The organism is Natronobacterium texcoconense, from assembly GCF_900104065.1.
GTDB lineage: Archaea > Halobacteriota > Halobacteria > Halobacteriales > Natrialbaceae > Natronobacterium > Natronobacterium texcoconense.
Map to the genome: position 1 here is coordinate 201,733 of NZ_FNLC01000002.1, position 25,576 is coordinate 227,308.

General features: G+C 64.4%; 24 protein-coding genes. 14 read left to right on the plus strand and 10 right to left on the minus strand.

What is annotated here, in order from left to right:
- Nucleotides 1–4 precede the first annotated feature (4 nt).
- Nucleotides 5–1,771, minus strand: a complete 1,767-nt coding sequence (locus BLR35_RS08445) for a sensor histidine kinase (RefSeq protein WP_090382873.1) — start codon at nucleotides 1,769–1,771, stop codon at nucleotides 5–7.
- Nucleotides 1,772–2,197: 426 nt separating this feature from the next.
- Here BLR35_RS08445 and BLR35_RS08450 point away from each other — a divergent pair, with 426 nt between their 5' ends.
- On the plus strand, nucleotides 2,198–2,695 hold the full coding sequence (locus BLR35_RS08450; RefSeq protein ID WP_090380377.1) for a small multi-drug export protein: 498 nt from the start codon (nucleotides 2,198–2,200) through the stop codon (nucleotides 2,693–2,695).
- A 62-nt stretch (nucleotides 2,696–2,757) separates the two neighbouring features.
- Nucleotides 2,758–4,977 carry a thioredoxin domain-containing protein gene (locus BLR35_RS08455; protein WP_090380381.1) on the plus strand — a complete coding sequence of 740 codons (2,220 nt, stop codon included), beginning with the start codon at nucleotides 2,758–2,760 and terminating at the stop codon, nucleotides 4,975–4,977.
- Nucleotide 4,978: 1 nt separating this feature from the next.
- On the opposite strand, the gene BLR35_RS08460 is transcribed toward BLR35_RS08455, so the two are convergent.
- Together BLR35_RS08460 and BLR35_RS08465 are read right to left on the minus strand one after the other, a co-directional pair.
- A complete protein-coding gene (locus BLR35_RS08460) occupies nucleotides 4,979–5,350 on the minus strand; it encodes a TlpA family protein disulfide reductase (protein ID WP_090380384.1) in 372 nt (123 codons plus the stop codon).
- A gap of 210 nt (nucleotides 5,351–5,560) precedes the next feature.
- Nucleotides 5,561–5,890 carry a glyoxalase gene (locus BLR35_RS08465; RefSeq protein ID WP_090380389.1) on the minus strand — a complete coding sequence of 110 codons (330 nt, stop codon included), beginning with the start codon at nucleotides 5,888–5,890 and terminating at the stop codon, nucleotides 5,561–5,563.
- A gap of 128 nt (nucleotides 5,891–6,018) precedes the next feature.
- Between BLR35_RS08465 and BLR35_RS08470 the strand changes: the two genes are divergently transcribed.
- From BLR35_RS08470 to BLR35_RS08480, 3 genes are all read left to right on the plus strand, one after another.
- The gene (locus tag BLR35_RS08470; protein WP_090380392.1) at nucleotides 6,019–7,080 is read left to right on the plus strand and encodes a Leu/Phe/Val dehydrogenase; all 1,062 of its coding nucleotides are present in this window, start codon (nucleotides 6,019–6,021) and stop codon (nucleotides 7,078–7,080) included.
- 71 nt (nucleotides 7,081–7,151) lie between these two features.
- Nucleotides 7,152–8,132, plus strand: coding sequence for a PLP-dependent cysteine synthase family protein (locus BLR35_RS08475; protein ID WP_090380394.1), 981 nt, complete (start codon nucleotides 7,152–7,154; stop codon nucleotides 8,130–8,132).
- A 165-nt stretch (nucleotides 8,133–8,297) separates the two neighbouring features.
- Entirely contained in the window at nucleotides 8,298–8,966 is a 669-nt protein-coding gene (locus tag BLR35_RS08480; RefSeq protein WP_090380397.1) for a hypothetical protein, read from the plus strand.
- Between the two features lie 91 nt (nucleotides 8,967–9,057).
- Here BLR35_RS08480 and BLR35_RS08485 read toward each other — a convergent pair whose 3' ends face one another.
- The gene (locus BLR35_RS08485) at nucleotides 9,058–9,594 is read right to left on the minus strand and encodes a DUF5804 family protein (protein WP_090380400.1); all 537 of its coding nucleotides are present in this window, start codon (nucleotides 9,592–9,594) and stop codon (nucleotides 9,058–9,060) included.
- Between the two features lie 181 nt (nucleotides 9,595–9,775).
- Here BLR35_RS08485 and BLR35_RS08490 point away from each other — a divergent pair, with 181 nt between their 5' ends.
- Complete coding sequence (locus tag BLR35_RS08490; protein WP_394328358.1) at nucleotides 9,776–10,111, plus strand: hypothetical protein; 336 nt, start codon at nucleotides 9,776–9,778, stop codon at nucleotides 10,109–10,111.
- Nucleotides 10,112–10,211: 100 nt separating this feature from the next.
- Here the strand turns inward: BLR35_RS08490 and BLR35_RS08495 are convergent, their stop codons facing one another.
- The 4 genes from BLR35_RS08495 to BLR35_RS20640 form a co-directional block, all read right to left on the minus strand.
- A complete protein-coding gene (locus tag BLR35_RS08495; protein ID WP_090380403.1) occupies nucleotides 10,212–10,565 on the minus strand; it encodes a winged helix-turn-helix domain-containing protein in 354 nt (117 codons plus the stop codon).
- A gap of 239 nt (nucleotides 10,566–10,804) precedes the next feature.
- The gene (gene otsB / locus BLR35_RS08500; protein ID WP_090380406.1) at nucleotides 10,805–11,695 is read right to left on the minus strand and encodes a trehalose-phosphatase; all 891 of its coding nucleotides are present in this window, start codon (nucleotides 11,693–11,695) and stop codon (nucleotides 10,805–10,807) included.
- A gap of 1 nt (nucleotide 11,696) precedes the next feature.
- Complete coding sequence (locus BLR35_RS08505) at nucleotides 11,697–13,316, minus strand: alpha,alpha-trehalose-phosphate synthase (UDP-forming) (protein WP_090380408.1); 1,620 nt, start codon at nucleotides 13,314–13,316, stop codon at nucleotides 11,697–11,699.
- Between the two features lie 177 nt (nucleotides 13,317–13,493).
- Nucleotides 13,494–13,667: a hypothetical protein gene (locus tag BLR35_RS20640; RefSeq protein WP_170830988.1), complete on the minus strand. Its 174-nt coding sequence runs from the start codon at nucleotides 13,665–13,667 to the stop codon at nucleotides 13,494–13,496.
- Nucleotides 13,668–13,875: 208 nt separating this feature from the next.
- Here BLR35_RS20640 and BLR35_RS08510 point away from each other — a divergent pair, with 208 nt between their 5' ends.
- The 6 genes from BLR35_RS08510 to BLR35_RS08535 all read left to right on the plus strand — a co-directional run bounded on the left by BLR35_RS08510 (nucleotide 13,876) and on the right by BLR35_RS08535 (nucleotide 20,706).
- A complete protein-coding gene (locus BLR35_RS08510; RefSeq protein ID WP_090380411.1) occupies nucleotides 13,876–14,685 on the plus strand; it encodes an SCO family protein in 810 nt (269 codons plus the stop codon).
- A gap of 2 nt (nucleotides 14,686–14,687) precedes the next feature.
- Entirely contained in the window at nucleotides 14,688–15,245 is a 558-nt protein-coding gene (locus tag BLR35_RS08515) for a TlpA family protein disulfide reductase (protein ID WP_090380414.1), read from the plus strand.
- Nucleotides 15,245–15,919, plus strand: a complete 675-nt coding sequence (locus tag BLR35_RS08520) for a cytochrome c biogenesis protein CcdA (RefSeq protein WP_090380417.1) — start codon at nucleotides 15,245–15,247, stop codon at nucleotides 15,917–15,919. Before BLR35_RS08515 ends, BLR35_RS08520 begins: the two co-directional genes overlap by 1 nt.
- An 81-nt stretch (nucleotides 15,920–16,000) precedes the next feature.
- A complete protein-coding gene (locus tag BLR35_RS08525; protein WP_090380418.1) occupies nucleotides 16,001–16,423 on the plus strand; it encodes a universal stress protein in 423 nt (140 codons plus the stop codon).
- Nucleotides 16,424–16,556: 133 nt separating this feature from the next.
- Nucleotides 16,557–19,715 carry a bacterio-opsin activator domain-containing protein gene (locus BLR35_RS08530; RefSeq protein ID WP_090380422.1) on the plus strand — a complete coding sequence of 1,053 codons (3,159 nt, stop codon included), beginning with the start codon at nucleotides 16,557–16,559 and terminating at the stop codon, nucleotides 19,713–19,715.
- 238 nt (nucleotides 19,716–19,953) lie between these two features.
- Nucleotides 19,954–20,706, plus strand: coding sequence for a helix-turn-helix domain-containing protein (locus tag BLR35_RS08535; RefSeq protein WP_090380425.1), 753 nt, complete (start codon nucleotides 19,954–19,956; stop codon nucleotides 20,704–20,706).
- A 37-nt stretch (nucleotides 20,707–20,743) separates the two neighbouring features.
- On the opposite strand, the gene BLR35_RS08540 is transcribed toward BLR35_RS08535, so the two are convergent.
- Together BLR35_RS08540 and BLR35_RS08545 are read right to left on the minus strand one after the other, a co-directional pair.
- A complete protein-coding gene (locus BLR35_RS08540; protein WP_090380428.1) occupies nucleotides 20,744–20,932 on the minus strand; it encodes a DUF5786 family protein in 189 nt (62 codons plus the stop codon).
- A 75-nt stretch (nucleotides 20,933–21,007) separates the two neighbouring features.
- Nucleotides 21,008–23,068: a cation:proton antiporter gene (locus BLR35_RS08545; protein ID WP_090380431.1), complete on the minus strand. Its 2,061-nt coding sequence runs from the start codon at nucleotides 23,066–23,068 to the stop codon at nucleotides 21,008–21,010.
- A gap of 479 nt (nucleotides 23,069–23,547) precedes the next feature.
- Here BLR35_RS08545 and BLR35_RS21105 point away from each other — a divergent pair, with 479 nt between their 5' ends.
- Complete coding sequence (locus BLR35_RS21105; protein ID WP_280139360.1) at nucleotides 23,548–23,673, plus strand: hypothetical protein; 126 nt, start codon at nucleotides 23,548–23,550, stop codon at nucleotides 23,671–23,673.
- Between the two features lie 5 nt (nucleotides 23,674–23,678).
- Complete coding sequence (glmS, locus tag BLR35_RS08550) at nucleotides 23,679–25,493, plus strand: glutamine--fructose-6-phosphate transaminase (isomerizing) (protein ID WP_090380434.1); 1,815 nt, start codon at nucleotides 23,679–23,681, stop codon at nucleotides 25,491–25,493.
- Nucleotides 25,494–25,576 lie beyond the last annotated feature (83 nt).

Genomic DNA, 25,576 nt, shown 5'->3' on the forward strand with positions numbered 1-25,576 from the left:
CCGCTCACGGTACGGGGAGACTGAACGACACCGCCGTTCCCTCGTCGAGTTCGGACTCGAGCCAGATGTCCCCGCCGTGGCGCTCGACGATCCGTTCACAGAGTGCGAGTCCGATCCCGGTCCCGGTACCCGCGTCGCGGTCGTGGGCGCGCTCGAACACCTCGAACACGCTGTCCTGGTATTCGGGATCGATGCCGATCCCGTCGTCTTCGACGGTGACGATCCAGTCGGATCCGTTCCGTCGCGCGGAGACGCGGACGGTCGGTGGTTCGTCACCGCTGTAGGCGATCGCGTTCTCGAGCAAATTCTGGAACACCTGCCGTAACTGCCGGTCGTCGCCCTGGACTCGCGGAAGCGGTTCGGCCGTGATTGTCGCGTCGTTCGCCGCAATCGTCAGCTGGAGGTCCTCCCGGGCGTCCTCGAAGACTGTCTCGAGGTCGACCGCCTCGAGCGGATCGGCGTTCGTCTCGACTCGAGAGTATTTGAGCAGGCCGTCGATCATCGATCGCATTCGGTCGGCACCGTCGACGGCGAACTCGAGGAACTCCAGCCCCTCCTCGTCGAGGTCGTCGGCGTGGCGACGTTCGACGAGCTGGAGATACGACGAGACCATCCGAAGGGGCTCCTGGAGGTCGTGGGAGGCTGCGTAGGCGAACTGCTCGAGGCGTTCGTTGGACTCCTCGAGGTCGGCGACCAGTCCCTCGAGTTCGGACCGGTACTGCTGGCGCTCGATGGCTTCCGCGAGGACGTTGGCGACGCTCTGGACGAACGAGACGTCCTCCTCGCTTATCTCTCGGCGCTCGGTATCGTGGGTTCCCAGGATACCCCACGGCTCGTCGAACGGGCCGATGACGGTACTGATGCCGCTTCGAACGTCGTGACTCGTCAGGAGTTCCGGACCGCCGAATCGCGTCTCCGTCCCGAGGTCTTCGACGACGATCGGGTGATCGTGCTCCAGGGTGTACGCGGCCTGAGAGTCGTCTTCGAGCGCGGACACCCTCGCTTCACCGACGATGCCGTCTCTCCAGCCGACGCCCTGTCGCAAGAGCAGTTCGTCGTCCGCCTCCAGCAGGTCGAGCACTTTGCAGTACTCGTAGTCGAGCACGTCGGCCACCTCCCTGGTTGCTTCCTCCATGAGTTCGTCGACGTCATCGGTCTCGAGCGCGAGCTGTCCGAGATCGGCGACGGCTTCCTGCTGACGTGCCCGCTTCGCCAGTTCCTGCTCGCGCAGCTTTCGCTCGGTGACGTCCTGGGACATCGCCAGGATGGAGGAGACGTCACCGTCGTCGTCGGTCAGCGGATGGACGTGAAACTCGAACGTTCGACCCTGGACCGTCAGTTCGAACGAGGTCGGTTCGCCCTCGAGCGTCGCTCGGTAGTTCGACTCGATCCTCTCCAGGACCTCTCCGGAGTAGACGTCCTGAATCCGTTCGCCGCGGAGGTCGTCGGCACTGAACTCGACCTTTTCGAACCCTCGTCCCGCGACGAGCGTGTGTCGAAGCTCCTCGTCCAGGAGCGCAACTGCCCCGTTCGGGAAGTTCTCCGCGAGGGTTCGGTACCGTCGCTCCGACTCCTCGAGTTCCCGCTTCGTCCGGTGTAGCTCCCGGTTCCGTTCTTCGACTGCCAGCGTTCGCGTCTTGGCTCGAGCGTCGTGGATTCCCACGGCGAACCCGCCGACGCTGCTGATTGCCGTGAGTATCGGCGGTGACGTTCCTGGACTGGAAATACCGCCTTCCGGCTGGAGGTGGTAGGTGACGAGCAAGGCCGCCATGGCTCCGAATCCGGCGAGCGTCCAGCCGGCGACGTCGGGGTAGAAGTTCGAATCGACGTCAGAACGGGACAGTCGATAGCTGCCGTAGAGGAGTGTGGCTCCGGGTACCACGATCATGCTCGTGATCAGCGTGACGTTGAGCAGCGAGTAGCCGGCCTCGAGCCAGATCCAGCCTCGAATTATAGCGAGACCGATGTACAACCCACCGAGTGTTCCGATGACTCGCGTCGGTCCGAGTTGTGAAAGAAATCGTCTCCAGTACTCCACTATCTGATCTATGGAGGGACCGTGGTTTATGGATATTTCGCTGGCTGCTGCCCCGGTTCGGTAACGGCACGTATTTGACGGGAGGAAAGCCTACGAACCACTACGATCTGCCGTACCTGGACGCGTTCTCCACCGTCCGTGGCTCGGAGCGAACACTCTATGTCACTCGTTCCCCTGCTCGTCGACGTCAGCTCGACTATAGAGGAGGCCACTGGCTTCCTCCAGTACCTGCTGGTGTTCGTCTTCGCGGCGATTCCGGTGATCGAGATTCTCGTCGTGATTCCGATCGCGATTGGGCTGGGACTCGACCCCGTCCTCACGGGTGCCGTCGCGTTCGCGGGCAACGTCCTCTCGGTGTACGCGCTCGTCGTCTTCTATCGGCGGGTCGCGAACTGGCTCCAGCGTCGACGGGACGACGAGTCGGAGCCGAGCGATCGGTACGCTCGAGCGCGCCGGCTCTGGGATCGGTACGGGTTGCCGGGACTCGCGCTCGGCGGGCCAGTGCTGGCCGGCGTCCACGTCGCCGCGCTGGTCGCGTTGCTCGCGGGAAGCCGGAGCCGTACTGTGGCTGCCTGGATGACGACGGGTATCTTCGTGTGGACGATCGTCCTGGTTGCCGCGTCCGCGTACGGCGTCTCCGTTCTCGGGATCGCATAACGGCGATTCGCCGACTTAGTAACTTACAACGACTTTTTATTATCGCCGGCCGTAGTCGGCGCATGGAACAGCCGACCCAGCGCAACCGCCTCGACGAAGAGGAGAGCCCCTACCTACGCCAGCACGCGGACAACCCCGTCAACTGGCAGCCCTGGGACGAGCAGGCCCTCGAGACGGCCCGCGAACGCGACGTCCCGATCTTCCTCTCGATCGGCTACTCGGCGTGTCACTGGTGTCACGTCATGGAAGCGGAGAGTTTCGCCGACGAGGAGGTCGCCGAGGTCCTGAACGAGCAGTTCGTTCCGATCAAGGTCGACCGCGAGGAGCGCCCCGACGTCGACAGCATCTACATGACTGTCTGTAACCTCGTCACCGGACGCGGCGGCTGGCCGCTTTCGGCGTGGCTCACCCCCGAGGGGAAGCCGTTCTACGTCGGGACGTACTTCCCGAAGGAGGCGAAGCGAGGACAGCCGGGTTTCCTCGACGTCCTCGAGAACATCACGAACTCGTGGGAGAACGACCGCGAGGAGGTCGAGAACCGCGCCGACCAGTGGACCGAGGCGGCCAGAGACCAGCTCGAGGAGACCCCCGGCGCATCCTCGCCGGAAGCGGCCGATCCGCCCTCGAGCGACCTGCTCGAGCGAACTGCGGACGCCGTCCTCCGGAGCGCGGACCGTCAGTACGGCGGCTTTGGCTCCGACGGGCCGAAGTTTCCCCAGCCCTCGCGACTTCAGGTGCTCGCTCGCGCGTACGACCGGACGGGCCACGAGGAGTACCGCCAGGTGCTCGAGGAGACGCTGGACGCGATGGCCGCGGGCGGGCTCTACGACCACGTCGGCGGCGGCTTCCACCGCTACTGCGTCGACCGGGACTGGACGGTGCCCCACTTCGAGAAGATGCTGTACGACAACGCCGAAATTCCGCGGGCGTTCCTGACGGGTTACCAGCTAACCGGCGAGGATCGGTACGCGGAAGTCGTCCACGAGACGCTCGCGTTCGTCGACCGAGAACTCACCCACGAGGATGGCGGCTTCTTCAGCACGCTCGACGCCCAGAGCGAAGACCCCGACACCGGTGAGCGCGAGGAGGGCGCGTTCTACGTCTGGACGCCCGCGGAGGTCCGCGACGTCCTCGAGGACGAGACTGACGCTGACCTCTTCTGTGCCCGCTACGATATCACGGAGTCGGGCAACTTCGAGGGGACGAACCAGCCAAATCGTGTGCGATCGATCTCCGACCTCGCGGGGGAGTTCGACCGCTCGGAGAGCGAAATCCAGCAGCGACTCGAGGACGCCCGAAAGCAGTTGTTCGAGGCCCGTGAGGAACGGCCTCGCCCCCGCCGCGACGAGAAGGTGCTCGCGGGCTGGAACGGACTGATGATCACAACCTGTGCCGAGGCTGCGCTGACCCTCGGCGAGGACGAGTACGCGGACATGGCCGTCGACGCCCTCGAATTCGTCCGCGAACGGCTCTGGGACGACGAGGAAGGACGGCTCTCGCGGCGGTACAAAGACCAGGATGTCGCCATCGAAGGCTACCTCGAGGACTACGCCTTCCTCGCTCGCGGCGCGCTGGGCTGTTACGAGGCGACCGGCGAGGTCGACCACCTCGCGTTCGCGCTCGATCTCGTTCGCACCATCGAGGAGGAGTTTTGGGACGCCGGCCGCGGGACGCTGTACTTCACGCCCGAGAGCGGCGAATCGCTCGTGACCCGACCGCAGGAACTGGGCGACCAGTCGACGCCCTCGTCGGCGGGCGTCGCCGTCGAGGTGTTGCTCGCGCTCGAGGAGTTTGCGGACAGCGAGGGCTCGAAGAGCCCTCGTGGAGACGGCGAAGCCGTCGACTACGAGGAAATCGCCGCAACAGTTCTTTCGACCCACGCCAACCGACTCGAGGCGAACACGCTCCAGCACGCGACGCTGTGTCTCGCCGCCGACCGCCTCGAGTCCGGCGCACTCGAGGTAACGGTCGCCGCGGACGAACTCCCAGACGAGTGGCGCGAGGCGTTCGCGTCGCGGTACTTCCCGGACCGACTGTTCGCGCGTCGACCGCCGACGGAAGCGGGACTTGAGACGTGGCTCGATCGGCTCGAACTCGAGGATGCACCGCCGATCTGGGCCAGCCGCAAGGCTAGAGACGGCGAGGCGACGCTGTACGTCTGTCGCGACCGGACGTGTTCGCCGCCGACCCACGACGTCGACGACGCCCTCGAGTGGCTCGAGGGGAACGGAACGATCGAACGGGAGCGGGAGGAAAGCGACGGTTCCGAGAGTCCGTTCTGAGTTACAGTTCCTCGTCGATCCGTTCGGCCAGCCAGATCGCCGGCGGCAGATCCTCTTCCTCGACGAATCGCGTCACTTCCTCGCCGTCGTCGGTCTCGACGACGACGGTCGGGATGTACTCGATGCCGTACTCGTCGACGCCGGGGCCCTGTTTGTCCTGGTCGACCGCGATTTCCTCGATCCGATCGTCGGGGACCTCGGCCGCCTCGAGTGCCGCGCCCAGGTCGGGGAGTAGCTTTCGGCAGTCCTTGCACCAGTCGCCACCCCAGACGGTGTAGACGAGGTCGTCGTTGTGCGCTTCGAGGACGTCGACGGCGTCCTCGTAGGAGGCGGCATCCCACGTCGGGTTCGGGTTCAGCGTCTCGAGACTCATACGGATCGGTTATGGGCCCGACGGCTTAACGACGGTGTTTCTGGCAGGAATCTCGCCGATCTCGGACCGTCGTGGTCGCTCCTGTGGATATCGGTACTCTGGTGAAAAGATTAATGCATTTACGAAAACTAGTAACAACTTGCCCTCTGTGTCAGAGGCGCGTAGTATTCGCCGGTGGGGTGGCGTTCGACTTTTTCGGGTTACGACGGGCTACTCGAACGTCTGGAACTCGACGGTCCGTCCTTCGGGATCTGACGCGAAGAACTGATAGATATCGTACGTTTCGTTGAACCGTGGCTCCTCGTCGGCCAGTTCCGACAGTTCCGCGTACGCCTCGTCGACGCCGTCCCTGTCGTCGAAGACGAACGTCACGATTCCCTCGGTATCGGCGGGTTCGCGTTCACAGAACCCGAACCGGAACGAACCCGTCTCGAGAATGGTACAGTCGGGTTGCTCGAGCCAGACGCTAGCGCCGAGTTCTCGGTAGAAATCGACGACCTCGTCGTGTCGTTCGGTCCCGAAAAAGACGATTCCGTCCATGTGTACCGATAAGCGGATATGGTGAAATAGTTACCGTTCTGCCACGAGGTGCTTCCATGTGTGCAACCAGAGTGGCACTCTTCGTCCGAAGCCGGTAGAATTTTTGCGGTAAACGAAAACTCTATAGTATGGTATTCGGCCCGATGGTCGACGGCGGTCACGAACAGGTAACGTACGTCTCGGATCCTGAGACGGGACTCCGCGCAATCGTCGCGATCCACGACACGACGCTCGGCCCGAGTCTCGGCGGGACACGATTCCTGGACTACGATACCGAAGCGGACGCTCTCGAGGACGTGACTCGGCTCTCGAAGGCGATGACGTACAAGGCTGCTGCGGCCGACCTCCCGCTGGGTGGTGGGAAGGCAGTTATCCTGGGCAACCCCGACGACCTCAAGACCGACGCCTTGCTCGAGGCGTACGGACGAGCGGTCGACAACCTGGGTGGGCGCTACATCACCTCGGTCGACGTCAACACTGGCGTCGAAGACATAGAAGTCGTCAAACAGGAAACAGAGTACGCGGTCGGGACGGGCGACGGACTCGGTGATCCGTCACCGATCACGGCCCACGGCGTCTTCCACGGCATTCAGACGAGCGCCGAACACGTCTACGGAACGGACTCGGTGGAGGGTCTCGAGGTCGTGATTCAGGGACTGGGCAAGGTCGGCCAGGCACTCGCGGAGGAACTGTCCTCGGCCGGGGCCGACGTCACCGTCTCGGACATCGACGAAGCGCACGTCGCGGCGTTCGCCGACGAACACGACGTCGACACCGTCGCTCCCGGGGACGTCTACGAGCAGTCCTGTGACGTCTTCGCACCGTGTGCGGTCGGCGGCGTCGTCAACGACGACACGATCCCGCAACTCGAGTGTGACATCGTCGCGGGTGCGGCGAACAACATCCTCGCCGAGCGACGACACGCCGAGGTGCTTCGCGAGCAGGGAATTCTCTATGCACCGGACTACGTCATCAACGCCGGCGGGCTGATCACGGTCGCCAAGGAGTACCTGGGTGGCACCCGCGAGGAAGCCTACGAGGAGGCCGCCGCGATCGGCGATCGACTCGGCGAGATGATCGAGAACGCCGAACGACAGGAGACGACGGTCCTCACCGCGGCGGAGGAGTACGCCGAGAACCGCATCGAACGGGCGGACTCGGGCCAGGAGCCGGCGGTTCCGGCGGAGTAACCCCCTTCGTCACCGGCACGTACTGCCGACGTCCAGCACGGGTTTAGGGCTCGACTCCTTACGCGGTAGCAATGAAGGGAAGCATCCTGGACACGATCGGGTCGCCGCTGGTCCAGGTCGACTCGCCCGAGGGTGCGACGGTCGCTGCGAAGATCGAATCGTTCAACCCCGGCGGATCGGCGAAGGACAGGCCCGCACTCGAGATGATCCGAACGGCGGAACGGGAGGGGGCAATCGAGCCTGGCGACTGGCTCGTCGAACCGACCAGTGGCAATACGGGTATCGGACTCGCGCTCGTCTGTGCCGCACGCGACTACGACCTGACGCTCGTCATGCCGGCCGACAAGTCCGCGGAGCGCCAGCAGGTGATGGCGGCCTACGGTGCCGATCTCGAACTCGTCGACGGCAACATGGAGACCGCCCGCGCGAGAGCCGACGAACTCGTCGAGGAGGGTGCGACCCAGCTCGGCCAGTTCGAGAACCCGGCGAATCCGAGGTCTCATTATCGGACGACCGGCGAGGAGATTATCGAACAGGTCGGCGACCGCGAGATCGACGCCTTCGTCGCTGGCGTCGGCACCGGCGGCACGATCTCCGGGACCGGCCAGCGACTCCGCGAGGAGTTTCCCGACCTCGAGATCGTTGCGGTCGAACCCGCTCGCAACGCCGTCCTCTCGACGGGCGAACCCGGTGACGACGGCTTCCAGGGGATGGGGCCCGGCTTCGTCAGCGACAACCTCGACCGCGAACTCGTCGACCGCGTCGAGACCGCCAGACTCGAGGACGCCGAAGACGAGTGTCGTCGGCTCGCGCGTGAAGAGGGAATACTGGTCGGCCAGTCCAGCGGCGCGACGAGTCTCGTCGCACAGCGGATCGCACGCGAGATTGCCGAACCCGATATCGAGTGTCCCGAGGTTCCGGACGCGTTCGACGCGACACAGCCGGCATCACCCGAGACGGACGGCGGACAGGCGGTCGAGGACTGTCCGCTCGTCGTTACCCTCTTCCCGGACAGCGGCGAACGCTATCTCTCGACCGGTTTGTTCGACTGATTCGGTCTTCTGTACCGATTTCCGGTACACGGCAGGTCGCGGTTGCTCTGTCGATGACTTGCAGTAGTCTACACGAAGCGATACCGGCGACCTGTCATCCCGCCCGGAAAAAGGCTGTTTCAGCTAGGGCAACGACCTTTATCCTCTCCGGCGTATGATCGAGTAATGACACGGCGATTCGGATCGACGCGGTCCAGGCGGACGTTTCTGGCTGGCAGCACCGGCTTTCTCGCGCTCTGTGCTGGCTGTCTCGACGACGGGTTCGACGACGCGTCCGACCCGGGAACGGGCGGAAACGACAGCGACGACCAGAACGGAGACAGTGAAACTGACGGCGGCGACGGCGAAACCGACGCTTCCGGGGACGCCGACGAACTCGTCGACGACACGTATCCGTACCAGCATCCCGACGTTCCGGACAGCCCCGGAGCGACGCTGTTGCTCGAGGCAGACGACGCCGACGAGTGGCTCGAGGACAGGTGGGAACACGGAGAGCCCGGCGACGAGGTCACCGCGTTCGTCGACGAGACGTCGTTCGAGGACTCGCTACTCGTCGCACTCGAGGGCGAGGGCTCGAGTCTCTGTTACGAAATGCACCTCGAGGACGCCGATCTGGACGGCGAGACGCTCGCTCTCGAGGCTTCGGTGAGAGACGAATCGGCCGACGACGAGTCGTGTGCGATGCAGATGACGGCGGTCGGCCTGCTCGTTCGAGCGACGTTCGACTCGGACGCGGAGCGGCCGACCGAACTCTCGGTCGAAATCGTCGACGACGATGGTGATAGACACGAGATGCGGATCGGCGTCGACTCAGCGACGGATACCGACGAGTAACGGAGCAACTCATACGGTCTGCTGTAGTCAATTACCGCTGATCGCCAGAACGGGATCGACGATCGGTGGTAAATAGTTACAGCAAACCGTATCAGGGTGAGTACTCGGCTTCCGTGAGCCGAACGACGAGCGTCCGTTCGACGTCCCTGAGATCGTAGGCCGGAAGTTCACCGTCCGTTCGGCGCACGTACAGCGGTTCGACGAGTCGCTCGGTCGTCTCGGGAGACCGATCGTCGTCTTCGGCGTCGGAGTCGTCCTCACTCGAGGACTTCGCTATCGCCGATCCCCGTTCGACGCTCTCGAGGCCGTACACTTTGCAGAACTCGCCGGTGTCCTCGGGTTCGACGTCTCCGTTCCGGAGTGCGGTCGCGAGCGATCGTGAGAGCCACTCCTCGTCGCTGATGCTTGGCTCCTGGACGAACGCCGCGTCGACGAACCGGGTCAGGTACCACTGGAGGTCGTTCAGCAGGGCGACGGCGGCGCCGATGCTGACTGTTCGGACGGCAATCGAGTTGTCGAACGGCCGCCGAAGGTCGTACGTCGCGAGTGCCTCACGCGAGGTTTCCCGGGAGAGGAGTTCGTACGAGAGGTCGACGTCGTCGTTCCCGATGAGACAGACGCGAGTCACTATCTTGTGGTCGGTGCGTGTCTGTAATGTGGGTTTCGTCTCGGTGCTGGCCCGCGTCGACGTCGATCGGTCGAGTCGTCGACTCCGTTCACGTAAACGAGACTGTCACGATAGCATAAAAATTCCCTATGTGAACCCGATCGGCGATAGTGTCGGCAGGTCTTCGTTCGATCGTGAGGATGTGCGCGAACGCGAGTGCGGAGCAAACCCGTACCGGTGGGACGGGGTGTCCGGAGTGATCGCGGACGCACCCGTAGACACTGTCCTGGCAGGGTCGGACGGCCGCTACTATACCGGCTGGCAAGTAAACCGACGGTTTCGAACCGGCGACTGGACGCACTGCCTGCGACAGCGAAACCCGGACCGACGACTGGTCGAAACGGCGACCGGAGCGTTGTTGCTGTTACAGCCGGTCGACCCGGACCGGCTTCCAGGCTGGGTCGAGATCCGAGTACTCGGCGAGACGGCTCGCGTCGTCGACACTCGTCGAACTGCGTCGGTTTCGACGCGACGCTGAGGAGTCCGGACGCGAGGCTGGCTCAACCACCGAGATGAGACAGTACGACCGGCGTCTGTTCCGGCCTCGAGCGAAAAGGGAGACGAATCCTCGACCGGAGTTACTCGTCGTCGGACTCGTCGTCTTCACCGCGGGCGAAACTGGCCTGTCCAGCCGCCTCGTTGTCGATCTCGGCCGCGTTTGGCCCTTCGATGAGTTCCTCGAAGTCGTCGACTTCGTCGTACTGATCGCGGTACACCAGGGCTGCTTTCCCTCTCGAGGTGATCTCGTAGAGCCCGGACCGTTCGGCCGGTCCGATCTTGTCGACGAGACCGTAGTCCTCGAGGACTGGCAGTCTGGTGTTGATGTTCTTTCGACTCTTGCCCGTGTGGGCTGCGAGGTTCGTTGCGACGTTTCGTCCCTTGTCCTCGAGCGCCTCGAGGATCAAGAAGTCAGTTGGTTGACGTAGCTTCACTCTCGTTCACTCTCGTATGAGGGTATATTTCCAGTGGTAACTAATACTTTCGGCCTATCTGCAGTAATTCGGAAAGGAAATCTCCGTAGGAAATAATAAGTAGCTTCGTATGGTGGTTTCCAATGGGTATGGCCGGGAGGAGCGTTCGGAGGTCCCCCGTCTCCTACGCCATCCTCGTCCGGTCCATACCCGGTGGCGATCCCCCAATCCCCTTCCGCCCCACCCACCCGTTTTTCCGACTATCGTCTCGAGGGTCCGACAGTGATCGATTCGACCGCCGGTTCCGTCTCCGATCGGACCAGTTCGACGCCGGTCGTCCCGAGCCACTCCAGGAACGTCGCGACCTCGTCCGGCGAACTGACCCGGCACGAACCCGCCGACGGCTCGTCGCCGCCGACGCGGATGCCGATTCCCTCGGGTTCGACGGCTCGAAACGCGGACTCGTCGGTGACGTCGTCGCCGATATAGAACGGCAGCGTCCCCGGCGGTAGCTCCGCGGCGATCAACTCGACCGCGTTGCCCTTCCCCCAGGGGATCGACGGCTCGATTTCGAGGATGCGCTTTCCCGTCGACACCTCGAGTGCGTCACCAGCGAGGCGGTCGACGACGGCTCGCGTCCGGGCGGCGACGACGGAACGAGCGGCGGCCGGGACGGACCTGACGTGGACCGTTCCGGTCAGCCGTTTGTTCTCGATTCGATAGTTCGGGATCGGTTCGAGAACGGTCTCGAGCGTTTCACAGACGGTATCGATCCGTCGTGCGCGTTTTCGGGCGACCGGATGGACGCCGATCGATCCCTCGCGGGCCAGCTCGAGTCCGTGGTTGCCGGCGTAAATCGACGGGCCGTCGATCCGTTCGCGGACGTCCCCGAGTGCCCTGCCGCTGACGATTGCCGTCGTGACGCCGGTCTCGTCTGCGAGCGTCGCGACGGCGGCTTCGGTTTCGGGAGTCGGCACCGCTTCGTCCGGCGTCTCGACGATCGGCGCGAGCGTTCCGTCGAAGTCCAGACAGACCAGAAGCTCCCTGGCACGGCCGAGGGCGTTCCGGATCTCGGGCAACCGTTCGTCGATCGGTGGCGGAACCGACTCGGTCTCGGACACGTCGGCAGCTGACTCGTTTCCGGTCGACATCTTACACTGGTGGTGTCCGTTCGGAGGGGTCGAAGTCCGTCCGCTGTGATTCCGAGCCGGTGTGAATACGTCGAATCCAGTCGAACTGGGTCGTCATCCATCGATCCAGGTCGGCGTCGAAGACGCGGTCCCGAAGCACGTCCATCCGGTGTCGCCGCTCGTGAGCGGGCATCGCGAGCGCGTGGCCGATCCGTTCGGCGAAGTCGTCCACGTCGGTCGGATCGATCGTCACCGCGTGCGAACCCAGCAGTTCGTGGGCACCGACCCGGTCGCTCAACAACAGGGTATCTCCCGTGTCGTCGACGCTGGCGGCCACGTACTCCTGTGTCACGAGATTCATGCCGTCGACCAGCGGGCTCACGATCATCAGATCGGCGTGGCGATAGAGACTACAGAGCTCGGCTTCCTCGAGGTAGTCCTCGGTGTAGACGATCGGTTGCCAGTCGTCGGTTCCGAACCGGCGGTTGATCCGTTCGACCTCGCTGCGGACCAGTTCGCCGTGGTGCTGGTAGGCCGGAATCTCGGTCCGCGAGGGGGTCGCCTTCTGGACGAACGTAAAGTCGCCGCGCCAGTCGGGGTACCGTTCGAAGAACCGCTCGAGTGCAGTCAGCCGCTCCGGAATCCCCTTCGTGTAATCGAGTCGATCGACGCCGAGACCGATCGTCCCGTCGTCGGGGATGCCGTACTCCGAACACAGGTTCGCGAACGTCTCGGCGTCGGTCGAACGAGCGGTCCGGGCGTGGCTCTCGGCGTCGACGCCCATCGGGGTCGCGACGACCCGGGTCGTTTCGCCACCGTACCGGACGATTCGTCGGTTCCTGTCGACGGTGGCGGCCGGTAGATATCGGGCGACGCAGTCGAGAAACCGGTCGACGTACCGATCGACGTGGAACCCGAGCAAGTCGTTTCCGAGCAGCCCCTCGAGGATTCGTCCCCCTACAGGGCAGTGCTGGAACGTCGAGACCGTCGGCCAGGGGATATGCCAGAACTGTGCGACGGTCGCCCCCGTGGGGATCGACTCCCGGATCATCCGTGGGGCGAGTGCGAAGTGATAGTCCTGCAGCCAGACGACGGTGTCGTCGTTCGCGTGATCGGCGACCGCCTTCGCGAACCGTTCGTTGACCGTCCGATACCACTCGAAGTCGTTCGTTCGATCCTCGATCAGGTCCGGAAAGCCGTGACAGAGCGGCCAGAGAACCCGGTTGCTGAACCCGTAGTAGTAGGAATCGACGGCTTCCTCACTGAGGTCGATCCGCCGGAGGGTGTATGCCTCCTCGTCCGGCGGAACGTCGACGCAGTTGTCCTCGTCTACGACGTCGAAATCGGCGTCACCGTCGCCCCAGGCGATCCAGGTGCCGTCGGTTTGCTGGACGACGGGATCGAGTCCGGCCGTCAGCCCACCGGCCGGTTCGTCGACGGTGATCGACCGATCCGACGCGTTTTCGGCCGCATTCGTTCCGCCTCCGTCCTCGTACTCGTGACGGTACGGCTGCCGATTCGAGACGACGATCAGTGGGCCGGGACAGCTCGGATCGTCCTCGGTTTGCTTCCTTCGATTGTGCTCGTCCGCACGTACTGACTCCCGATCTGTCGACGACGACTGCTCGTCGTGGAATGGCATTCGCTGGAATATCACAGCGCCGCCACGGGTTGATTCGTGGCCTGCACCAGCAGGGGGCCCAATACTCCTCCCATATCGTCCGAATACTCCGAAGTGTTCGGATAATTGTCGGGTGGAGGGTGGGGGATCGAGGAAAACAGTGGAGTGACAGTCGTCAGTACGAGACGAAAAACCCCGTCAGTAGTAGTACAGTTCGAGTTCGTGGCCGCAGTTCCGGCAGTTCGCTTGCTTTCCCTGGAGTCGATTCGAGTCGTCACCACCGATTCCGGGGCCCGGCGGGACGGTGGCGTCGACGGTTGCACCACAGTTCGGACAGCCGACGTGCATCGCCGAGCGATTCGAACGAGACATGCGTTCGAGGTAGACGACACCCGCCGATAGTTATACCAGCCGTAATAGCTCGGTTTCGGCCCGTTTCCGATCGTTCGGAGACGTACGGAGTAATTTCTCCGCGGAACACCCCTGATAGCGTTCCGGTCGAACCGGTAACAGCGACGTACTATTCGCGTTCGGGAAGTATACCAACGAACCTTTGATCGCTCCGTTCTAGAGGTCGCGTATGGAACGACGGACGTATCTTCGGTCGCTCGGCGCGGCGAGCGTGGCGGGGGTCACCGGGCTCGCCGGCTGTCTCGACGATTCCCTGGGGGCCGTCGGACTCGGGGACGACGGCGAACGGGAACTACCGGAGAGTGACTGGGGAGACGGGGAGACGGTGCTCGACCCACCGGAACAGACCCGCGGTTCCCCCTCACATCCGATCCACGGCGAGGAATTCCCGCCGTTTTCGGTCCCGGACCCGATCGCCGGCGAACTCGTCTCGCGCGACGATTTCGTCGGTGAACGCACGTTTCTGATGACGTATCTCTTCACCCACTGTCCGGACGGTGCCTGTCCCGCCCTGATGACGATCTTCCAGCGGATCCAGGCCGACGCCGCCGAACAGGGGTACGACGACGATCTCGCCCTGCTCGCGCTGACGTTCGACCCCGAACGCGACACCGCCGAGGTTCTCGAGGAGTACGCCGGCCAGCAGGGAGTCGACCACGAGGCCGACAACTGGCACTTCCTGCGGCCCGAAAGCTACGAGGAAGGGAAGGACCTGCTCCACGACGAGTTCGGCATGCGAATCAACCGAATCGAGGAAGAGGACCTCGAGGAACACGAGGATCACGGCGACCACGATCACGACGGCTACAGCTTCAGCCACATCAACCTCATGTTGCTCGCCAACGAGGACGGCGTCGTCGAACGCTCGTATCCGCAGGCGCTCAACCCGGAACTCGGTGGGGGCGCCGAGGCGATCCTCGAGGACACCAGAGCGGTCGTAGCAGGGCAGAACGACCACCTCGACATCGATAACGAATAACTATGCGCCGCAGAGATGTCCTGGCTGGCGTGGGTAGTGCAGGTGTACTCGCCGGAGCCGGTGCCGTCGCAGTGTACGGACTCTCGACCGACGATAACTGCGTCGACGACGGCGAACAGTACGATCCCGTCGAACTCGAGACCGTCGACGTGCAGGGTAGCGACGCCGGGGAGGTGACCGTGCCGGCAGCCGATCGCCCGACGTTCATCGATTTCTTCGGGACGTGGTGTCCGCCCTGCAAGGAACAGATGCCGGAACTCGCCGAGGCTCACGACCGGATCGGCGACGAAGTCATGTTCATCTCGGTTACCAGCGAATCCGTCGGCGAGAACGGAGCGATCACGGAGGAAGAACTTGCCGACTGGTGGGACGAACACGGCGGCAACTGGACCGTCGGTCTGGATCCGACGGCCGAACTGAGCTACCGCGTCAGTCGTTATCCGACCGCCGTGGCGCTCGACGACTCGGGCGTGGTCCAGTGGTCCGACAGCGGCACCAAAACAGCCGACGAAATCGTCGCCGGCATCGAGTGTGCTCTCGAGAGTAGCGGAGGAGAGTAATGTTCGACGCAGCGATCTTCTCGACGCTCGGACTTGCACTGCTTGCCGGCATCGGGACGTTCTTTTCCCCGTGTGCGTACCCGCTGTTGCCGGGATACGTCGGCTTCTACGTGAGCCAGACCGAGAACGAGGAGGCATCGCTCGGTGGTGCTCTCAGCCGCGGGCTGGTCGCTGGCGTCGGCGTCTTCGTGACGCTTGCCGTCGTCCTCGGTGTGGCCTATCAGGTCAGCTACGACACGCTGTCGAACATCGTCTATTTCGAGCTGATCGTCGGCGGGATTTTGCTGCTTTTCGGTGTCCTGATCCTCGTCGATCGCGCGCCGTCGCTGTCGATCGCTCTCCCACAGCGTCGTTCGAGCGTCCTCGGATTCGGGATCTTCGGCGCGGGCTACGCGCTTGCGGCGGCCGGCTGTGCCCTGGCGTTTCTCACGCCGGTCGTCGCCAGCGCGCTCGCACTGCCGCCGCTCGAGGCGATGCTCGTCCTCGGTACGTACGTCGGTACCGTCGTCGTGTTGATGGTCGCGTTGACGGTCGCTACGGGAATGGGACTGATCGCGAGTGCCGGCCGGCTCGCGGGCTACAGCGAGCGGATCAGGCAGGTCGCGGGCGCAGTCATGATCGTCGCCGGACTCGGCCAGCTCTATCTCGCCATCTTCATTCTGGACGTGATCTGACCCCGCCGATTTCCTGGCTGAAGTACCCCCGGCAAGGGCAGGTCCGGAGCGTATTCCGTCGACCGTCGAAGGGGAGACGAGATGTATCAGGACCTGCTGCTCGCGACGGACGGGAGCGACGGGGCTCGTCGGGCGACCAGACACGCGATCGAACTCGCGGCCGACCTCGATGCGACCCTCCACGTGGTTTCGGTCGCCGAAGAGGGCCCCCACAGCACCGACCGGCGGGACGAGATGCGTGCCGACAGGGACAGTGAGGCCGCCGAAGCCGTCGAGGAAGCCCAGAAAGCGGCGTCCGAGTCTGGTCTCGAGACGACGACGACCGTCCGCCACGGCGTTCCACAGGAGGAGATCATCGCCGTCGCCGAGCAAGAGGGGATGGATGCCATCGTCGTCGGAACGGCTGGCCAGTCGGGGATCGACAAACTGCTCCTCGGTAGCGTCGCGGAGGAGATCGTTCGGAACGCTCCCATCCCCGTCGTGACGGTCCGCGAACGGGACTGAGCACGTCCTCGTAATTCGATCGTACTCGAGATAGGCGTGTGATAGTTAACCGGACCGATCGGCTACCACCGACTATCGTGGCAGTTCGTCCGAGTTATTTCGTCGAAAACCGCGACGGGGAAGGAGGCCACCAATGAGCAACGGGATCGTGACGACCGTCGGCGACGTGGTTCGAGTGCTCGTCGTCGGGGAGTCCACGCGAATGGAGTCTGCCGCCGACGCGCTCGCGGCCGGCCTCGAGTCCGCCTCGTTGCTCCGTGCACGAACTGCCGCAGATGCGGGCCAGCGACTGGCCAACGAAGACATCCACTGCGTTCTCTGTGAGTTCCGGCCGGAGGAGGACCGATCCCCGCTCGAGACGCTCGCCGCCACCGTCGACGACCGCCCGATTCTCGCCGTCACCGACGACGAAACCGCGGCACGTGCGCTCGAGGCCGGCGCGACCGACGTCGTCGCACCCGGAACGAACGAGACAGTCCTCGTGACCCGCGTCAGGAACGCGGCCGACTGCTACCGGCGTACCGAACGGACGGACGACCACCGACACCGCGCGCTCGTAGAGAGTATCGACGCACCGATCTGGCTCCTCGAGGCCGACGGAACGATCGCGGACGCGAGTCCAGCCGTCGAATCGCGGCTGGGGTACACGTCGGGGGAACTCGAGCGAACGAAGTTCGAGCGGCTCGTCCACCCGGACGATCGGCCGGCCGTTCGCGAGACGCTGCGAACGGTCGCGACGCAGTCGTTCGGCGCGACCGAGGGGACAACCGTCCGTCTCGGCGACGCCGACGAGAGGTGGCAGGTCGTCGAACTGACCTGCGTCAACCGGCTCGAGGAGCCGCCGCTCGAGGGAATCGTCGCGACGGCGACTGCACTCGCACCGGCGACGGCAGCCGCGGAGAACCTGCAGGCGGCGATCGATCGCCTCGAGCGACCGCTGTTCACGGTGGGGCCGGACTGGGAACTCCAGTGGTCGAACGCGGCAGCGGACCGGCTGTTCGTGGACGCACCAGCGACTGGAACTGTCGTCTGGACTCTCCTTCCGGAACGCGTCCGAGAGACGTTCCTCGAGCACCTGCGTGAGGCGAGGGCGACGGGGGAGGTCGTCCGGTTCGAGATAGCTGGAGACGTCGCGAACCGCGAGGGAACGCCGCTCGCGCTGGCGGCCTATCCCGACGGTGACGGCGTTACAGTGCTCGCCCGAGAGCGCGACGCGATGCCGTCGAGCGAGGAGCGCGACCGTCTCGACCTGCTCGAGTCGACGGTCGACGCACTCGAGGACGGAATCGCCATCGTCGACGACTCCTCGATCGAGTTCGCCAACGCGACACTCGTCAGGATGGCCGGCCGGAACGCGCTCGTCGGTCGCGAGGTCGACGACCTGTTCGACGACGACCTCGCGACGACGGTTCTCGAGCGAGCCGAGTCGTCGATCGTCCGCTGGATGGAACCGGTCCAGGGACGGTTCGTCGCGGGAGACGCGTCGATCGACGTCGACGTCTACGTGAGCCCGCTGCGAAACGAACCCGATCGGACGCTCTGTCTCGTCAGGGACCGACGCCGGTCGGCCGCCGGCGCGCTGTCGACGGTCCACCGGACGGTCGCTGCCCTCCAGCGTGCCGAAGCTGCCGCCGACGTCCGCCGGGCCGTCGTCGACGCCGTTCACGCCCGGACCGACGCCGACCTCGCCGTCTGGTACCTCGTCGACGACGACCGCTTGCGACCCGCTGCGGTCGCGACCGACGACGCGAGCCCGACACTCGAGCCGCCACCGGTCGAACGCGACTCCAGCCAGATCCCGCTCGAGGACGGGATCGCGGTCGCCGACGGGTCGACGCTCGAGCCGTTTCTCGAACGGGCCGGGATCACTGCCGAACGCGTTCTCACCACACCGGTCGGTTCGGACGGGATCGTGCTGGCGACGAGTACGGAGCCGATGGCTTTCGAATCGCTCGAGCGCGACCGCGACCGCGAGTCGCTGACGACGATCGTCGACGCGGCGTCGATCGCGCTCGAGCGAATCGCCGGTCGGACACGCGTCCGGCGCTGTGAACAGGAACGGTCGCGACTCGAGACGGCACTGGACGACGCCAAAAGCGTCCGGGCGGTCGAACGCCGACTGCTCGAGGCGGAGACGCGCGAGGACGTCGAACGGCGGCTGTGTGAGGGAATCGTCTCCCTGGCAGAGACCATCGAACTGGCCTGGGTCGGTCGGGTCGACGCCGAGTCGGTCACACCGAGGACGTGGGCCGGACGGGACGATGACGTTCTCGAGGGACTCTCCGTCCCCGTCGATCCGGATGCCGACGAGCCGACGGGGAAAGCGGCGGCACGTCGTGAGCCGATCCGCGTCGACGACCTGGAACGGAGCCGGGCCGCTGTCGACGACTCGAGGGCGGACGAACGCCGAGTCGCCGAGGCAGGGTTTCGCTCGCTCCTGAGCGTACCGATCGAACGCGACCGCAACGGGATCCGATACGGGACGCTCACGGCGTACGCGGATCGTCCGTCGGCGTTCGACGAGCACCGTCAGGCTCTCTTCGAACACCTCGCGGCGGTCGCCGCCCACGCAATCGGCGCACTCGAGCGCAAGCGGGCGTTGCTTTCCGACGGCGTCGTCGAACTCGAGGTCGTCCTCCGGGACGAGTCGGAGCCGCTCTCGGCCTTCGTCCGGCAACTGGGCCAGCAGGTCGAAGTCCGGGCAGTCGTTCCGCGTTCGTCGGGCGGATCGACGCTGTACTGTACCCGCTCCGAGAGCGACGGCGAGCCGACCGCGATGCAGACGGTCGCCGAATCGGTCGCCGGGATCGAATCGATCCGATCGGCCGACGACGGCGTCGACGACTCGCCGATCGAACTCGTGTTTTCGGCGTCGACTGTCGCGGAAACCGTCGCAACCCACGGCGGAGTAGTCCGATCGATGACGCCCGACGACGACCGCGTCCGGCTCGTGATCGACCTCTCGAGTACCGTCGACGTGCGCGCGTTCGTCGAGACGCTCGAGCGCGCGTACTCGGGAGTCGAACTCGTCGCCCGCCGGGAACGACGCCGGACCGCCCGCCCCGCCCGGCCGTTCGACGCCGAACTCCGCGACAGACTTTCCGAACGGCAGCTCCGAACGCTCGAGAGCGCCTACTACGGCGGCTTCTTCGAGTGGCCTCGAGAGAGCACGGGCGAAGAGGTCGCCGATTCGCTCGGCGTCTCCCAGCCGACGTTCAGCCGTCACCTCCGGCTGGCCCAGGGGAAACTGTTCGAACTGTTGTTCGAGGACCGGTCCGCCACCCTCGAGTAACGAGTTGGCTAGTCGAAACTTACTGCGAGGGGTTGCCGTCGAATCGGCGATTTCGATCAGGTAACAGCCTCTTTCTTGTGCTGACAAACTGGTTCGATAATACGACGATGAATAGATATTGATGTCGAATATTCTATTAGTTCCGTGTATAGCGTCTACGACCATACGTCCGGCGTCGAATCGTCTATTCAATGAGCGCGTTCCCGGTAACGAGCGATTACAGCTGTCGTCCAGACGGATGGCGGATGATCTCGTGAGTATCGATATCGCCGACGTCGAGACCGATGCCGGTGCGGAGGGCACACCGGAGCACGAACGCGAACGGACTCCCGTCCGCTCCCGCGCCGACGGTGGTGTCGTCGCCCAGCTTCGTCTCGACCACCCGGATCTCTTCTTGCGATCGACGATCCGCCGAGCGCCCGACGTCTCCATCGAACCCGAACACTGGACCGCCGTCGACGATCGAACCCTCGTCTTCCTCACGGTCCACGGCGACGCGTTCGACGAATTCGAGACGGCCCTCGAGATCGATCCGACCGTCGCCGACCCCGTGTTGCTCGATCGATACCCCGACCGACGGGTCTATCGCGTCGAACGCGCGGCCGAAACGATCACGTTTACCGACCGACTCGCCTCGATCGGCGCACACGTCCTCGAGTTCTCGAGCTGTCCGAACGGCGACGGCTGGCAGATCCAGTTGCGGTTTCCGAGCCGGGACGACCTGATCGAGTTCAACGCCTACTGTGACGAGCGTGGGGTGTCGGTGACTGTCGACCACCTGCGCGTCTCCGACGACGGCGACGACGGCGTCGTCGCGCTGACCGAAAAACAGCAGGACCTGCTCACGACCGCCTACGAGGAGGGATACTTCGACGTGCCACGCGGCATCTCCCAGGACGAACTGGCGACGCGACTCGGCATCTCGAAGTCAGCCGTCTCCCAGCGGCTCCGGCGGGCGGTCGGAGAACTGTGCGGAGCAACGCTGTCCTGAAACAGTAGTAAACGTCGAAAAACGCAGTAAAGCGCCGTTACTCTTCGTCTTCGTCGTCGTCTTTCATCGTCCCGAGTTGCGAGACGAGTTCGTCGGTCGAGACGTCCGACTCGAAAGACATCTCGCCATCGTGGTCGTTCTCGTGGACGTTGACGGCCTCGACGTTCTCGTCGTCGTCGGCCGACTGCTGCTGTTGTTCGGATTCGTCGTAGCTACCAAAACCCATACGCCTACGACGGGAAGGCCGTTCAAAGGTGTGGCGGTTCGGTACTGCTCCGTCTCCCGTTCTCACGATCCCGAATCACTTGAATCGAAGATACTGTCGATCGTATTCCGGTTCGCCCTGACGCGGGTGGACCGTGATGAACGACGCCGGCGGGAGTTCGGCCAGCCGGCCGGGTAACTCGTCGAGTTCGGGATGCCAGCCGACGTCGCCCCGGCGAGGGGAGATCGTCACGATGAGGTCGTCGTCGCTCGCTTCCGACTCGAGTGCCGGCAGGAGCCGTCCCCAGTCGTCGACGGCTTCGAACTCGGCCGTCGCGTCCTCCTCGACGCGTCCGAACGCTGCCTCGAACCGATCGGGATCGTCCGCGACGACGAGGACGGTCAGTTCTGCGCCCAGGCTCGCCGCGAGCCGTTTGACGAGGTGAACTCCCTCGTAGAACCCCTCGTGGGAGTCCGCACCGACGGGAACCACGACGAAGATCCGGCGAGTCGTGTTGATCGGATGCCCCAGCCGGGAGACGAGCACGGGCAACTGGCTGCGCTGGAGTACCTGATCGATGATGCTCCCGAAGACGCGGTGCCGGAAACTCGCCGTCGCATCCCACCCCAGCAGGATCAGATTCGCCTGGACCTCGACGCTTCCCCGAACGATTCCCGAGGCGACGTTGTGATTGACCCGCGTCTCGGTCTCGATCGGGACCTCGGCGGCGCTTCCCGTCGCTGCCAGCTCCTCGAGGTCGGCTCTGGCCTCGGCGATCCGCCGGTCGGTGGCTCCCTCCTCGGGCTGGACGACTCGCATCACGTTGACCGGCTCCGACCCCCCTTCGCCCTTGATGACGAACGCCAGTTCGAGCAGCCGCTGTTGAAGATCGGCGTACCGCGACAGCGGCAACAGGATAGTCGGATCCCCGACGCTGCGACCTTCTTCCCCGGGGCTGCGCTCGAGCGCAAGCCGGTTCGCGCCGCGTTCGGTGAGCCAGGGACTCACCAGTGCGGTCACCAGCAACATCACGACGACGGCGTTGAGCACATCGAGACCGAACAGGCCGGCGTCGAAGCCGACGAGCGTGATCGCCAGCGCAGCGGCGGCCTGGCCGATCGAGAGCCCGAAGATGACGTCGCGTTCGTTGCGCGTGTAGTTCTGGAACTCGGCGACGAGCCAGGCGGCGACGGCTTTCGTGACGAGCATCGTGGCGATAACGAAGCCGGCGACCTGCAGCGTTCGGGGGCCGTCGAAGATCACGCTCGGGTCGACGAGCATCCCGACGTGCAACAGGAAGAAGGGGATGAAGAAGGCGTTGCCGACGAACTCGATGCGGTTCATCAGCGTTCCGCCCTCGGAGATCAGCCTGTTCACCGCGATTCCGGCGATGAACGCGCCGAGGATCGGCGAGAGTTCGAGCAGTTCGGCGAGACTCGCAGTCGCGAAGATGGCGACCATCACGAACAGGAACTCGAAGTAACTCTCCTCGCTGAACGTCTGGAAGAACCACCGCGAGATCGGCGGGACGACGAACCATGCCGTCGCAAAGAGGACGACGAGCGCGAGCGCGATTTCGGCGAACAGCCAGATCGACAGCCCCGTTCCGACGGCACCGATGACGACCGCGAGCACGACCAGCGCGCTCGTATCGGTAAAGAGGATGCCCCCGAAGACGGCTGTGACGGCGGGATTTTTCGTCACGCCGTACTGGTTGACGACGGGATACGCGAGCAAGGTGTGAGAGGCAAACACCGCCGCGAGCAGGAGTGACGCCCAGACGTCCAGTCCCAGCACCACGTAGGTCCCTATCGTGCCGACGATAAACGGGAGGTAGAAACTCGTCAGCCCGAATATCGCCGCGTCCTCCGGTGCCTCCCTGAACCCCTGGAGATCGAGCTCGAGGCCGACGGTAAACAGCAGGTAGATCAGCCCGACTTCCCCGAGCAGAACGATCGCATCCGAGTGGTCGACGAGCTCGAGCGCGCCGGGGCCGATCACCGCGCCGAAGACGACGATGCCGACGATCCCCGGTTGTCCGAGTCGTTTGGCGAGCAGGGGACCGACGAGAAAGACGGCCATCGCGACCGCAAAGACCAGCACCGGCTGCTCGAGCGGCACCGCGGGCGCGTCGACGAAGAGTGGCACTGGGATCATCGCTCGTGCTCTCGCTCACCGCCACGAAAATCGTCCCGTCCGCACATCGAGAACGCCGTGGTCGTTGTTCTACCGTCGTAACCCGACACCGAATAATAATGCGTGGCCTTTGGACAGTTGTCACGTCGAGACGCTCGAGTACGTTGTTGTTATCGTGTGCGTCATCGACAGCGATCGGCCGGCAACCGTCCGTCCGAGCGGTTACGGCGTGGAGATGCCGGCTTCCGTCCGTTCAGTGGCTGTACTCTCCGATTGAACTCCTGTTCGCTTGACATAACGCCCCGATCCGACGGGTGAACGTCAAACTGTGCCGGATTCCTGGAAATAGTCGAACATTCGTGTAACAGATTGCCAATATTCCGTACGTGTTACCTACTGTACTCGGTGTAGTCGCGAACTATCTCGAACGAATTACCCCGACGCTACCGCTCCCGGTAGCCTATCTATAGTAATGGGTTCGGCTGGCCACTGATCCGATCATGTCCAGGTACTGCTTTGCCGCTCGAGGAGCCCTCGCGGGCGGGAACTCCTTCGGGGAACAGTCGACGATCGACAGCGCCGACTCGCGTGAGAGGGACGGACCGACTGCCGTCGGAGGTGGGTGATTCGAATGTGTGGCATCATCGGACACGTCGGCGACGGTGACGCACTCGAGACGCTACTGACTGGCCTCGAGAACCTCGAGTACAGGGGGTACGACTCGGCCGGCGTTGCTGTCCAGAACGGCTCGGGAATCGCCGTTCAGAAGCGCTCGGGCAAGGTCGAGGAACTCAAAGACGCCGTGACGGAGACGAGTCTCGAGGGCGATGTCGGGATCGGTCACACGCGCTGGAGCACCCACGGGCCGCCGACCGACGAGAACGCTCACCCCCACACCGACGGGACGAAAGACGTCGCCGTCGTCCACAACGGGATCATCGAAAACTACGCCGAACTCAAGTCCTGGCTTCGCGAACGGGGCCACGAGTTCACCAGCGACACCGACACCGAGGTCATCCCCCACCTGATCCAGTACTACCTCGACGAGGGGATGGAAAACGAAGCCGCGTTCCGCCGGGCGATCGACGAACTCGAGGGGAGTTACGCCGTCGCAGCGATGCTCTCGGGCGAACACGTCCTCTACGCCGCCCGGAAGGGGTCGCCGCTCGTCGTCGGCATCGAAGACGACGAGTTCTTCCTCGCAAGCGACGTCCCTGCCTTCCTCGAGTACACCGACAGCGTCGTCTACCTCGAGGACGGCGACGTGGTCGTCGTCGACGAGGAGGGAATCGAGTTCACCGACCTCGCGGGCGAGCCGATCAGCCGCGAACCGGAGACCGTCGACTGGGATCCCGAACAGGCCGGCAAGGGCGAGTACGAGCACTTCATGCTCAAAGAGATCTACGAGCAGCCGACCTCGCTGGCCCAGGCGATCGAGGGACGGGTCGATCCCAATGCGGGCCAGGTGAGTCTCGAGGACTTCGAGCCGGGAACGTTCGAGGACGTCGACAGCGTCCAGCTGGTCGCCTGTGGGACGTCGTACCATGCGGCGCTGTACGGCTCGCTCGCGCTGAACCAGGCTGGCGTTCAGGCGACGGCGCTGCTGGCGAACGAGTACAGCGTGACGGCACCCCCGGTCACGGAGGATACGCTCGTCATTGCGGTCTCCCAGAGCGGCGAGACGGCGGACACGCTGAACGCGCTCCGGCAGGCTGCCGACGAAGGTGCGGAGACGCTCACCGTGACGAACGTCGTCGGCTCGACGGCGGCTCGCGTCGCCGACGACGCACTCTTCATCCGTGCCGGGCCCGAGATCGGTGTCGCCGCGACCAAGACCTTCTCCTCACAGGCGGTCATGCTGACGCTTTTGGCCCAGCGGATCGCCGACGACGTGCGCGGCGAGCCACCCGCCGATCTCGAGTCACTGTTGCCCGCGCTGGCCGACATGCCCGAGGAAATCGACACACTCCTCGAAGAATCGGCGGCCGACGCGATCGCTCGGGAGTACATCGACAGCCAGTCGTTTTTCTTCATCGGCCGCGGTCTCGGCTTCCCGGTCGCGCTCGAGGGTGCCCTGAAGTTCAAGGAGATCACCTACGAGCACGCCGAAGGGTTCGCATCGGGCGAACTCAAACACGGCCCGCTCGCGCTCGTGACGCCCGAGACGCCGGTGTTCGCGATCTTTACCGGCGAGGAAGACGAGAAGACGCTGAAAAACGCTGAAGAGGCCCAGACTCGAGGCGCGCCGGTGATCGCAGTCTGTCCCGACGGTCACCGGGCGGTCGAGGTCGCCGACGACCACCTCGCGATTCCGGACACCGACTCGGACCTGGCTGGACTCCACGCGAACGTGCAACTCCAGCTGGTCTCGTACTACGCCGCGGATCTGCTCGGGCGGCCGATCGACAAGCCACGGAACCTCGCCAAGAGCGTCACGGTGGAGTAACTCGTCGACACCGTCGCCGGAGATACGTATCGAAAGACAGGAAGTCAGAGGCACCGAGTGCGAGTCCTCGAAGCCGAGGGACG